This window comes from Pelagovum pacificum (genome assembly GCF_016134045.1).
Taxonomy (GTDB): domain Bacteria; phylum Pseudomonadota; class Alphaproteobacteria; order Rhodobacterales; family Rhodobacteraceae; genus Oceanicola; species Oceanicola pacificus_A.
This window is the reverse complement of the sequence record NZ_CP065915.1, coordinates 3372969-3384887: the sequence shown is the minus strand read 5'-3', so window position 1 is coordinate 3384887 and position 11919 is coordinate 3372969. Positions and strand designations below refer to the sequence as shown.

The 11919-nt window shown below is 66.6% G+C and carries 11 protein-coding genes; 4 read left to right on the top strand and 7 right to left on the bottom strand.

The genetic code is table 11. From position 1 onward, the window contains the following. Nucleotides 1–96: 96 nt before the first annotated feature. Genes I8N54_RS16570 through I8N54_RS16550 form a run of 5 tightly spaced genes read right to left on the bottom strand, consistent with a single transcriptional unit; the run spans nucleotide 97 to nucleotide 4137 of the window. Nucleotides 97–1068, bottom strand: a complete 972-nt coding sequence (locus tag I8N54_RS16570; protein WP_140196476.1) for an aldose epimerase family protein — start codon at nucleotides 1066–1068, stop codon at nucleotides 97–99. 1 nt (nucleotide 1069) lies between these two features. After that, the gene (locus tag I8N54_RS16565; RefSeq protein ID WP_140196474.1) at nucleotides 1070–1903 is read right to left on the bottom strand and encodes an SMP-30/gluconolactonase/LRE family protein; all 834 of its coding nucleotides are present in this window, start codon (nucleotides 1901–1903) and stop codon (nucleotides 1070–1072) included. Further along, nucleotides 1900–2505: a 2-dehydro-3-deoxy-6-phosphogalactonate aldolase gene (locus tag I8N54_RS16560; protein WP_140196472.1), complete on the bottom strand. Its 606-nt coding sequence runs from the start codon at nucleotides 2503–2505 to the stop codon at nucleotides 1900–1902. Before I8N54_RS16560 ends, I8N54_RS16565 begins: the two co-directional genes overlap by 4 nt. Further along, the gene (locus tag I8N54_RS16555) at nucleotides 2502–3371 is read right to left on the bottom strand and encodes a 2-dehydro-3-deoxygalactonokinase (RefSeq protein WP_140196470.1); all 870 of its coding nucleotides are present in this window, start codon (nucleotides 3369–3371) and stop codon (nucleotides 2502–2504) included. Before I8N54_RS16555 ends, I8N54_RS16560 begins: the two co-directional genes overlap by 4 nt. A 4-nt stretch (nucleotides 3372–3375) precedes the next feature. Then, nucleotides 3376–4137 carry an SDR family NAD(P)-dependent oxidoreductase gene (locus tag I8N54_RS16550; RefSeq protein ID WP_140196468.1) on the bottom strand — a complete coding sequence of 254 codons (762 nt, stop codon included), beginning with the start codon at nucleotides 4135–4137 and terminating at the stop codon, nucleotides 3376–3378. A 195-nt stretch (nucleotides 4138–4332) separates the two neighbouring features. Here I8N54_RS16550 and I8N54_RS16545 point away from each other — a divergent pair, with 195 nt between their 5' ends. After that, nucleotides 4333–5649, top strand: a complete 1317-nt coding sequence (locus I8N54_RS16545; RefSeq protein WP_140196466.1) for an aminotransferase class III-fold pyridoxal phosphate-dependent enzyme — start codon at nucleotides 4333–4335, stop codon at nucleotides 5647–5649. A 386-nt stretch (nucleotides 5650–6035) separates the two neighbouring features. After that, nucleotides 6036–6209 (top strand): helix-turn-helix domain-containing protein, encoded by a 174-nt coding sequence (locus I8N54_RS16540; protein ID WP_197097642.1) that lies wholly within the window; start codon nucleotides 6036–6038, stop codon nucleotides 6207–6209. Here the strand turns inward: I8N54_RS16540 and argE are convergent. Continuing rightward, nucleotides 6191–7375, bottom strand: coding sequence for an acetylornithine deacetylase (gene argE, locus I8N54_RS16535; RefSeq protein WP_140196464.1), 1185 nt, complete (start codon nucleotides 7373–7375; stop codon nucleotides 6191–6193). The two genes, I8N54_RS16540 and argE, sit on opposite strands and share 19 nt — an antisense overlap. A 136-nt stretch (nucleotides 7376–7511) precedes the next feature. Further along, a complete protein-coding gene (gene ade / locus I8N54_RS16530) occupies nucleotides 7512–9206 on the bottom strand; it encodes an adenine deaminase (RefSeq protein WP_140196462.1) in 1695 nt (564 codons plus the stop codon). 149 nt (nucleotides 9207–9355) lie between these two features. Here ade and I8N54_RS16525 point away from each other — a divergent pair, with 149 nt between their 5' ends. Together I8N54_RS16525 and I8N54_RS16520 are read left to right on the top strand one after the other, a co-directional pair. Beyond that, entirely contained in the window at nucleotides 9356–10519 is a 1164-nt protein-coding gene (locus tag I8N54_RS16525; protein ID WP_140196460.1) for an ABC transporter substrate-binding protein, read from the top strand. 158 nt (nucleotides 10520–10677) lie between these two features. Next, a complete protein-coding gene (locus tag I8N54_RS16520) occupies nucleotides 10678–11850 on the top strand; it encodes an ABC transporter substrate-binding protein (protein ID WP_197097641.1) in 1173 nt (390 codons plus the stop codon). Nucleotides 11851–11919 lie beyond the last annotated feature (69 nt).

The following is an 11919-nucleotide window of genomic DNA, read 5'->3' as shown; positions in this document are numbered from 1 at the left end:
GGGAGAGGGCAGGGTGAGGGGGCAGCACGCGGTGACGGGCAGCACATCGAACCTGCGCATCAATCCCGCACCGCAACACTTAAGTGAGCAGCCCGATCAACCCTTCTCGAAACGCCACTCGCTGATCGCGCGATAGGTCTCCGCCGGCGTCAGCCGGATCGAGGGGAAGCCATCGTGGTTCGGTGCGTCCGGCCAGCCCTGCGGCTCCAGTGCGATCCCCTGGTAGACGCCCTCGTTCGCCCGCGTTCCGGCCCGGCCATCGTAGACCTGCATGCCGGGCTCCGTCGTGGCGATGGTCATCGTCACCCCGGACAGACCGCGAAGCCGCAGCACGTCTCGCATCTCGACCCGTGCATCCGACAGGCAGAAGTTGTGATCGAGGTCCGGCTCGTTCCGGCGCACCGGCTTCTCGACGCGGAAGTCGAAGTCCGTTCCCTCGACCGGGATCACCGCGCCGGTCGGTGCGGCATTCTCATCGACTTCCATGTAGCGATCCGCCGCGATCCACATCGAATGACCCGTCCAGTCGCCGGTGCCGTCGAGGTTCCAGTAACTGTGGTTCGTCGCGTTGAAGAAAGTCGGCGCGTCGGTCGAGGCCTCGATCTCCATCCGCAGGGTGGAGGGCGCTTCGACGCTGAAGGTGGCGGACACCTTGCGGTTGCCGGGGTAGTTCCCCTCGCCGGCCGGCAGGTCGAGCGCGAACTTCACGCGGTTTTCGGACTGCTCCGCGACGGACCAGACCTTGGCCCAGGTCCCGACGCTGCCCGAATGAAGGTGATGAAGGCCGGCCTGGTTTGCCTCGAACTCGAGCGTCTCGCCGTCGAGTTTTGCCTTGGCGCCGGCAAAGCGGTTCGCGACCGGTGCGACGACGGCGCCGAAATAGAACATCTTGCCGCCGTCGTAATCGGACAAATCGTCCGATCCGATGGTGAGGTCGTAGTCCACCCCGTCAAGCCGCACGGACTTCAGGATCGCGCCGAGCGTGATGAAAGTCGCGGTCAGCTCGCCGGCGGAGATGGTGATGGTTTCGACAGCCCTGCCGTCGCTGGTCGTTCCGAAATCAGCCATGTCAGAGGATCACCTGATGTTCGGCCTGACCGGTCGTCGTGGTCTCGACCATGAAGGTCCGGCCATGGTGCGGGTTGAGCGGGTCGTCCAGGCCCTCGGCCGCCGAAGTGACGAACAGCGTCGACATCTCCGCGCCGCCGAAAGCGGGGCAGGAGGTTTGGAGCGGCGGCAGACCAATCGCGGTGAGGTAGGTGCCATCGGCGCCGTGGACGGCCACGCGATGCGACCCCCATTCCGCGATCCAGAGGTTGCCGGCGCTGTCGCAGACGGCTCCGTCCGGCTTGTGCGGCGTGCCGTCCATGTCGACCAGCACCTCGGGGTCGCCTTTCGGCCAGCCGTCGCTGTCGAGCGCGACTTTCCAGACCTTCTTCTCCGGCGTGTCGCCGAAATAGGCGGTCGAGCCGTCCGGCGAGAAGCAGGTCGCGTTCGGGATGGAGATGTTCGGGAAGAGCTCGCGCAGCTCGCCCTTGTAGTAGCGGTAGTAGGCGCCGGCCTTGTGCTCGGCCTTGATGCCCATCGTGCCGATCCAGAAGCCGCCGTAAGGGTCGGCACGCCCGTCGTTGGAGCGCGTGACCGGGTTGTCGGCCTCCATCGGCGCGACATCGTCGATATTGCCGTTCTCGATGTCGAACAGGTGCAGCCCCACGGCGGACGCGACGAGCAGCTTGTCATCGGCGGCCCAGCCCGCGGCGGAGACATAGTGCGGGAAGTCCCAGCTCCGGCCCTTCACGTGCAGGCGCTTGGACAGGATGTCGAACCAGAAGAGCTCTTTCCGCTCGGGATGCCAGAGCGGGCCTTCACCGAGAGTGCAGCAGGTTTCGTCGTAGATATTCATGATACGGCCTCGTCGTAGGCGGCCACGATGGAAGCGGCGCGGGTTGCGATGTCGTCGGTGCTCATGCCGGGTTTGTAGAGCGCGGAGCCGATGCCGAAGCCGTCGGCGCTGGCATCGATCCAGGTGCGGAAGTTGTCGGGGCCTGCGCCACCAACGGCGTAGACCTGGGTGCCAGGCGGCAGGACGGCGCGGATCGCCTTCAGCCCGTCGGGGCCGAGCAGCGAACCGGGGAAGATCTTCAGACCGTCCGCGCCGGCCTTCAGCGCTGCGAAGCACTCCGTCGGGGTCATCACGCCGGGCCAGCTTTCCATGCCCTCGGCCTTGGTGGCGACGATGACGCGTGGATCGCAGTTCGGCGAAACGATCAGCCGGCCGCCGGCCTTGCCGATGCGCCCGACCTCTTCCGGCGACAGCACGGTGCCGGCGCCGATCAGCGCCCGGTCGCCGCAGGCACCGGCCATCGCGGCGATGCTGTCGAGCGGATCGGGCGAGTTCAGCGGCACCTCGATCTTGGTGATGCCGGCCGCGATCAGGGCTTCGGCTGCGGGAACGGCCTCGTCCGGGGTGATGCCCCGGAGGATGGCGATAATGTTGCGGGTCATTTGGGGTCCTTCCAGCGGCGCCAGGCTGCGGTCAGCCCGGCGAGAGTGACGGCATCGCCCTTGGCCTGCGTCGCGGGCGCGCCCTGCGCGCCAAGCGCGGCGACGTAAGCGCGCGACAGCGCATCGGCGCCGATGACGGCGACCTGCTGACCGAGCCAGTAGGCGCGCGTGGCGGCGAGCTCCGCCCCGATCAGCAAGCCTGACAGGCGGGACCGGGCATGGGGCTGATTGTGCAGCAGGTCACCGGCACGCAGTGCGAAAAGGTCGGAGATCAGGCGTTCCGGGCGCGACAGGGTGTCGGCAACCGCGGCGGCGAAAGTCTCGTCGTCCCAGTCGTCCTTCATCGAGTGCCGCAGAACGGATTGCTTGGTGAGGAGGGCGAAGACTTCGCCCGACATCACGGTCTTGAAGCTGACGATCTCGCCGGCACTGACATGCACCCACTTCGTATGCGTGCCCGGCAGGCACAGGATGCCGTCCCAACCGGGATTCAACGCGAGGAAGCCGGCAACCTGCGTCTCCTCGCCGCGCATCACGTCGGCGGGGGAATCCTGGCTGACGCCGGGGATGATGTAGACGTCCCGGTCCCCCGGCGCACGGGTCAGCCCCTCCGGCAGAGCGGAGCAGGGAACGGAGGCGTAGGGCGCCTCGACCCAGCCCTGTCGCGCCCCGACCATGCCACAGGCGATGACCGGTCCGTGCCAGTCGGGCGTCAGCAGCTCGGCCAGTGCCTCGGGAAACTCGCCGGGGGTGAGCGTGCCCATACCGCGCCCGGATTGGGCGCTGTCCAGCACTTCCGCGCCATCCATGGCCCAGACACGCAACGAGGACGTGCCCCAGTCGCAGGCGATCCAACGGTTGCTCATGAGTTCAGACGTATCCTCCGTCGACGATGAGCCCCTGCCCGGTGATCGCGCCGCTCGCGTCTGAGGCGAGGAACAGGACGGGCCCGACGATGTCCTCCGGGTAGAGGCTGCGCTTCAGCGCCTGCCCCTCGAGGTGCTTCTTGCGGTCCTCTTCGGAGATCCACTTCTCCAGCTGTGCCTCGGTCAGCACCATGCCGGGCAGCAGCGAGTTCACACGGATGCCGTCCTTGCCCCAGTTGCGGGAGAGGGTACGGGTCATGCCCTCGATCCCGGCGTTCGCGGGGCCGTACACGTTCAATTCGTCCACGCCCATCACGTGGGCGATGGAAGAGAAGTTGACGATGCTGCCACCGCGGCCCTTCATGCTTTCCGCCGCCCGCTGGCAGGCGAAGAAGTAATGGCGGAAGTTGATCGCCATCATGCTGTCCCAGTCCTCGACCGAGACTTCCATCGGGTCGGTTCGCTGGTCGTTCGCCGCGTTGTTGACGAGCACGTCGAGCGGTCCGTGCGCGGCCTCCGCCTCATCGATCGCGGCGCGCAGACGCGCCGTGTCGGTCACGTCGCCCTTCACGAAGAGAGGGCGCACGCCGGTCTTCTGCTCCATCTTGTCGCAGAAGTCCGAGTAGTCGGACCGGCCGATGAAGGCGACTTTCGCGCCTTGGCGCAGGAAACCTTCGGTCAGGGCAGCACCGATCCCCGAGCCGCCGCCGGTGATGAATACACTCGCGTCCCGCAGGTCCGCGAATGTCGCTGAATGGGATGGCATGAGTTCTCCTCTTGTGGCGCACACTATGCGTCTTTCGAAACCGAACGAAAGGGGAGGCCGCGACATTTTCGCCCGCGGTGCCCGGCACTTCGTTCGGAGCCCGTTCCGCCGTGTTTTGACGGGTCGGGGTATGGCGTCGGCGTCGCGCCGGATCTAGCATCCGGCGACTCACCCCCTATCGAAAGGCCGCTTATCATGGCTCTCGACGCCAAGACCAACTCGCTCGAGGAATATTGGATCCCCTTCACCGACAATCGGGGTTTCAAGAAGGACCCGCGGCTGGTCGTGCAGGCCGAAGGCGTCTGGATGACCGACCACAAGGGTGGGAAGGTCATCGACGGCTCGTCGGGCCTGTTCTGCTCGCCCGCCGGCCATTGCCACCCGAAGATCGTCGAAGCGGTCCACAAGGCGATGAGCGAACTGACCTTCGTCTCGCCGTTCTCGACGAACCATCCGCTGGCCTTCGCGCTGGCGGAAGAGGTCGCCCGGATCACGCCCGAGGGGCTGAACCACGTTTTCTTCACCAACTCCGGGTCGGAGAGCATCGACACGGCGATGAAGATCGTCATGGCCTACCACACCGCGCGCGGCGAGAACCGCCGCCACTTCGTGAGCCGTGAGAAGGCCTACCACGGCGTGAACATCGGCGGCGTGTCGCTGTCCGGCCTCGTGAACAACCGCCGCGCCTTCCCGGTGACGATGCCGGGCATCGTCCACATGCGCCACACGCTGACGGAGATGGAGCTGAAGGTGCCGGGTCAGCGGGTCAGTGGCCTCGACCGGGCCGAGGATCTGCAGCGGATCATCGACAATTACGGGGCCGAGACGATCGCTGCCGTCTTCGTCGAACCGGTCGGCGGGTCCGCCGGCTGCCTGCCGCCGCCGGTCGGCTACCTGAAGCGGCTGCGCGAGATCTGCGATCAGCACGGTCTTCTGCTGGTGTTCGATGAGGTCATCACCGGTTTCGGTCGCGTCGGTGGCACCTTCGCTGCGGATGCCTTCGAAGTGGTGCCCGACATCATCACGATGGCGAAGGCGATCACCAACGGGTCCATGCCGATGGGCGCCGTCGCCGTGCGCGACGACATCTACGAGACAGTGACCGACAAGCAGGTGATGGGCGGGATCGAGCTGTTCCACGGCTACACTTACTCCGGCCATCCCGGTGCCTGCGCCGCCGGCCTCGCCGCGCTGTCGATCTATCGCGAGGAAGGGCTGATGGACCGCGCCGCCGAACTCGCCCCCTACTTCCAGGAGGCGCTGCATTCGCTGGCCGACCACGCGCTGGTGAAGGACATCCGCTCCATCGGGATGATGGGCGCGGTGGAGCTGTTCCCCGGCGAAGTGCCGGGTGTGCGCGGCGTGAAGATGCAGTCCGACCTGTTCTGGAACGGCTGCCACGTGAAATTCACCGGCGAGAACGGCATCTTCGCGCCGATGTTCATCTCCGAGAAATCCGACATCGACCTGATCGTCGGCAAGTTCCGCGAGACGCTCGACACCGTGGAGTAAGGCAAGGCGCCTTGGGCTGCGATCGCGCCGCCGTCAGGTGGCGTTCGCCGCCCAAGCGCGGGCATCCGCGCCGGCCGGCCGGCAGCTTCATTGGAGCTGCCGGGTCGGTCGCCGCGCGATAGATGGCTTCGGCCACGTCGGGGGACTGCGTGAGCGGACCGGTCGCGTCTGCTGCGACCTGCTCCATCTGCTGGCTGTAGGCGTCCGGCATTTGGGTTTCCGACTGTATCCGCGACATCGCGCTCGAGCTGAAGCTGGTCGAGGGAGCCTGCCGCTCCGCGCGATGCATTCTGCGCCCGAGAAGAACGTGGCCGACTTCGCGCGAGGCGGGCATGTCGCAGTAGGTCTTCTTCACCCGCAACAGCGAGGTCGTGGGGCTGCCGCCGATGGAATACCTGCTGAACTGGCGCAAGACGCTCGCGCGTCACATGCTGGGCGACCGCCGGCACGGCGTTGAGGAGATCGCCCGACGTGTCGGCTACGGATCGGCGCGGGCTTTCAGCGTCGCCTTCTCGCGCCATGCCGGGCTGCCGCCCGGTCGCTATGCGTCGGCGGCCTGACCCGGCGGGGTCGACAGCGTCACGGACAGCCGGTCGAGGAAGGTCAGACACTCCTGCAGCTGATCTGGAGCGATGAATTCGTCGGGTTTATGCGCCTGTTCGATCGAGCCGGGACCGCAGACCACTGCCGATGTGCCCAGAGACTGGAACAGGCCGGCCTCGGTCCCGAAGGCGACGAGGTCGGTGCCGTTTGCGCCCGTCAGTTCGGACACGAGGTCGCGCGCTTCGTTCTGGTCCATCGGCTCGAGGCCCGGCACTTCACCGACCGTCTCGACGGAAATCCCCGCGCCGGGATGAACCGCCTGCATCGCCGGTAGCAAGGTGTGGGCGACGTAGTCCGCCATCTCCGACTTCACGAACTCCGCGTCGTCCCAGACGACGGGGCGCAGATCCCAGTCGATCAGCGCCTTGCCGGGGATGACGTTGTGCGCATGGCCGCCGACCAGCTTGCCGACGTTGATCGTCGTCCAGGGCGGCTCGAACCGGGAGCCTTCGGGCGCGCGGGTCGTCAGCTCGTGGCTGATCGCGTGGAGCCGGGCGGCGTAACGTACGGCGTAATCGACCGCGTTCACGCCCAGTTCGGGGCGGGAGCCGTGCCCCTCCAAACCGGTGAAGCTCGTGCGGTACTCGCAGCAGCCCTTGTGGCCTTCGATCACCCGCATCGAGGTCGGCTCGCCGATGATGGCCACGCCGGGGGTCACGCCGCGTTCGCGCAGGATGTGCACCAGCTCCGCACCGCCGAGGCAGCCGACTTCCTCGTCATGGGTGAAGGCAAAATGAACGGGGCGGGCCGTGGCACGTTCGGCAAGGACCGGTGCCATGGCCATGCAAGCGGCAATGAAGCCCTTCATGTCGCAGGTGCCGCGCCCGTAGAGAAGCCCGTCCCGCTCGGCGAGCCGGAATGGGTCGGACGTCCAATCCTGGTCGGTGACCGGCACAACGTCGCTATGGCCGGACAGCACCACTCCGCCGTCGATGTCCGGGCCGAAGGTCGCCCAGAGGTTCGCCTTGGTCCCGTCTGCGGAGCGGTGGACCTCGACCCGCGCGCCGAGGGCGTCGAGGCGCTCCGCGCAATCTTCGATCAGCGCGAGGTTACTGTCGGAGGACACGGTCGGCCAGGCGATCAGCCGGTCGAGGTGGTCAATGGTTTGCTGCAGATCGGTCATGGGGGGAGGGTATCGGAGGAGGGGTGGGTCTGCCATCCCTCGTTGCGGTATAGACGGCGGGTGCGCATCGAGCGCGCACCCTACGTCGGGTGCGCACCGTTTGGCACGTAATGGTGCGCCCCCTTCGGGGCACACCCTACGGGATGATCTCGAACTTCGTGACGTCGACGAGGCCGCGATCGGTGATCTTCAGCGCGGGGATCACCGGCAGGGCGAGGAAGGCGAGCTGCAGGAACGGCTCTTCGAGCGTCACGCCCAGCGATTTGGCCGCGTCGCGCAGGGCGACGAGTCGGTCGCGCACCTCTTCGAACGGCTTCAGGGACATGAGACCGGCGACGGGCAGCGCGAGCTCGGCGAGAATCTCGCCGCCCGATGCGACGACGAACCCGCCCTCGATCTCGGACAGGCGCCCGGTGGCGAGCGCCATGTCGTCGTAGTCGACACCGACGCAGGCAATATTGTGGTGATCGTGACAGACGGTTCCGGCGATGGCTCCGGCCTGCATCCCGAACCCCTTCACGAAGCCGGTGGCGATGTTGCCGTTCTTGCCGTGCCGTTCCACGACAGCAATCCGGATCAGGTCGCGGGACGGGTCCGGGCGCTGGTCACCGTCGATGATGGCGATCGTCTTGGTCAGGTGATCGGTGAGGATCTGCCCCTCGCGGATGCCGATGACGTCGACCTCCTCGCGGTTGCGGGTGGCGCGGAAGCTTTCGGGCGTGACCTTCGGCGCGTGAACGGACTGGCGGCCGACCGGCTCGACAGAGCCGCGGGCGGCGAAGGCATCGGGCCCCACGGTCACGCCGGCGCAGAGGACGAGTTGCGCGTTGCATCCCTCGAGGCTGTCGATGGCGACGATGTCGGCGCGTAGTCCGGGTGCGATCAACCCGCGGTCCTTGAGACCGAATGCCTCGGCGCCGGACAGCGACGCCGCGCGGTAGGCGGCGAGCGGCGGCGTGCCGAGGCGGATCATCTCGCGGATCATGTAGTCGAGGTGGCCGTGCTCATCGATGTCGAGCGGGTTCCGGTCGTCCGTGCAGAGACACATGTAAGGGGAGGTCCGCTCCGTCAGCAGGGGCCGCAGCGCGTGCATGTCTTTGGAGACGGAGCCTTCGCGGATCAGGACGCGCATGCCGCGCTGAAGCTTCTCCTTCGCCTCTTCGGCCGAGGTTGCCTCGTGCTCTGTCCGGATGCCAGCGGCGGAATAGGCGTTGAGGTCCTTGCCGCTCAGCAACGGGCAGTGCCCGTCAACGTGGCCGCCTTCGAAGAGGCGGAGCTTGTCCATCGCCTGCGGGTCGCGGTGGATGACGCCGGGATAGTTCATGAACTCGGCCAGCCCGATGCCGGAGGGATGGTTCATCAACGATTCGAGGTCAGCGGCGAGGATCTCCGCCCCCGCGGTTTCCATGTGCGACGACGGCACGCAGGAGGACAGCTGCACGCGGATGTCCATCAGCGTATGTTCGGACGCCTGCTGGAAGTAGCGGATGCCGGCGGTGCCGACGACATTGGCGATCTCGTGCGGATCGCAGATCGCGGTCGTCACGCCGCGCGGCGTGACACAGCGGTCGAACTCGAACGGCGTGACGAGTGAGCTTTCGATATGCAGGTGCGTGTCGATGAAACCGGGAACCAGTGTCAGGCCGGTGACGTCGACCACCTCCTTGCCCTCATAGTCGTGGCCGAGGCCGACGATCGTGTCGCCGCAGATCGCGACGTCGCCCTCGATCATCTCGCCGGTGACGAGGTCGAACACTTTGCCGCCGCGCAGGACCATGTCCGCAGGCTCGTCGCCGCGTCCTTGTGCGATCCGTTTCTCGAGCTCCGCCATGTGGTCTCCTTTGCTTGCCTGTCGCCGCAGATGACCGCAGAGTCCCCGCGGCGTCCAGTGGCACACCTGCCGGAACGGCCGACAGGACGCCTGAAGAACGGACGATGCCCGCCAGAGGGCAGGACAAGACAGAACGGGACAGGCGCTTCATGAAATTCAACGTGCTGACGGCCGGAGCGATGGCCGCCGGAATCGCGGTTGCGGCCGATGCGGACACCATCCGGGTGGGAGTCATCATGCCGGCCTCCGGCACCTTCGCGACTTATGGCGAGCAGTTCCGCGACGGGATCGAGACCTATCAGGCGATGCATGGCACGACGGCAGGTGAACACGAGATCGAGTTCCTGTTCCGCGACAGCGGCGGCCCGAACGCCGAGCAGGCCCGTGCCCTCGCGCAGGAACTTCTGATCCGCGAGCAGGTCGACTACCTCGCCGGGTTCACCTTCACGCCGAACGCGCTGGCCGTCGCACCGCTGATCGAGCAGTCGCAGACGCCGGCGGTCATCTTCAACGCCGCGACGTCGTCCATCACGCAGGAGTCCGGGTTCTTCCTGCGGACCGGATACACGCTCTGGCAGGTTTCGGCGCCGATGGCGGAGTGGGCGCTGGCCCAAGGGTATGACGAGGTCGTCACGGCAGTGTCGGATTACGGGCCGGGACTGGACGCCGAGGCCGGCTTCCGCACCGCGTTCGAAGCGGGTGGCGGCACGATCACCGATCAGATCCGGATGCCGCTCGACACGACCGACTTTGCGCCCTTCATGCAGCGGGTGCGGGGGGCGGAGCCGCAGGCGCTTTTCACCTTTCTGCCGGCAGGGGCGCTGACCTATGCCTTCGTGAAATCCTACTCTGAGAACGGGCTGCACGAAGAGGGGATCGTCCTGCTCGGCACCGGTGAGACAGAAGAGGTCACACTGCCCGCGCTGGGCGATGCAGCGCTTGGTCTGAACACGGCGTTTCACTATTCCCCGACGCACGAGTCCGACGCGAACGCGGCCTTCCTCGACGCGCTGGCGGGCGTGCGGGCTGACGCGGTGGCGAACTTCGCGACCGTCGGGGCCTTCGACGGTGCGCATGTCATCTACGAGATGGTCGCGGCGGCGGGCGCCGACGGTCCGGCCGCGATCAAGGCGGCGAAGGGGCTGTCTTGGGAGAGCCCGCGCGGGCCGGTCAGCCTCGATCCCGAGACGCGCCACCTGACGCAGAACGTCTACATTCGGGTGGTCGAACGCGACGCCGACGGCGCACTGGTGAACGCCGAGATCGAGACAATCGCGGCCGTTCCGGACCTCGGGCTGGTAAGCGACTACTGATCCCGACGCCAGCTTCTCTCCAGCTTGCTTTGCAGAAGGGGGCAGCGCAAACTGCATGTCGCGCCACGGGCAGCTTTCTGTCGCCCGGCGGGAGAGGAGCGGTGCCGCAGGTGCCGTCGGCTGCGGCGGGTGCGCGGTCCGCAAACGGGAGGACAGGAATGAAGATCATGACAAGGCTCATGGCCGTGAGTGCGCTTGCCGTCGCCGGCATGGCCGGCACCGCGGGCGCGGAGGTCATCAAGGTGGGCGTCATCTGCCCGACCTCTGGGCCCTATGCCATCTACGGCAAGCAGTTCAGCGAGGCCGTCGAAGCCTACCAGGCAATCCACGGCACCGAGATCGACGGCAACGAGATCGAGTTCATTTACCGTGACAGCGGTGGCGTGAATCCCGACCAGGCGCGGTCGCTCGCGCAAGAGTTGATCATCCGCGAGGGGGTCGAGTACCTCGCCGGGTTCACCTTCACGCCGAACGCGCTCGCCGTTGCGCAGATCATCGACCAGTCGGAAACCCCAGCTGTGATCTTCAACGCCGCGACCTCGATCATCACTCAGGAAAGCGAGTTCTTCGTGCGGCCGTCCTTCACGCTCTGGCAAGTGTCGGCACCGATGGCGGAATGGGCGCACGAGCAGGGCATCACCGAGGTTGTGACCGCGGTGACGGATTACGGCCCCGGCATCGACGCCGAGACTGGCTTCAAGGCGGCGTTCGAGGCGGCGGGTGGCACGGTCGTCGACAGCATCCGGATGCCGCTCGACACCACGGACTTCGCGCCCTTCATGCAGCGCGTGCGGGACGAGGCACCGGACGCGGTATTCGCCTTCCTGCCGGCGGGGCCGTCGACCTTCGCCTTCGTGAAAGCCTACAACGAGAACGACCTGCGCGGCGCGGGGATCGAGTTTCTGGGCACGGGCGAGACGGACGAGACGACGCTCGACTCGCTTGGTGACGCGGCGTTGGGCCTGCGGACCTCCTACCATTATTCGCCGGCACACGAGAGCCCGGAGAACGAGGAATTCATCGGCAAGCTGATGGAGCTTCATCCGGATGCCGTTCCGAACTTCGCTTCGGTTCAGGCCTATGACGGGGCCCATGTGATCTACGAGATGATCCGTGCGGCCGGCACCGACGGTCCGGCGGCGATCGAGGCAGTGAAAGGGCTGGAGTGGACAAGCCCCCGCGGGCCGGTCAGCATCGACCCCGAGACGCGGCACATCACCCAGAACGTCTACATCCGGGAAGTCGCGAAGGATGACGAGGGCAACCTCATCAACCGGGAATTCGAGACGATCGAGGCCGTTCCGGATCTCGGACTGGTGAACGACTACTGAAAGCGAAGGGTGGGTCTTCGGGCCCACCCGAATTCGGAGATGGGGTGAAACCCCATCCTACGGGGACTG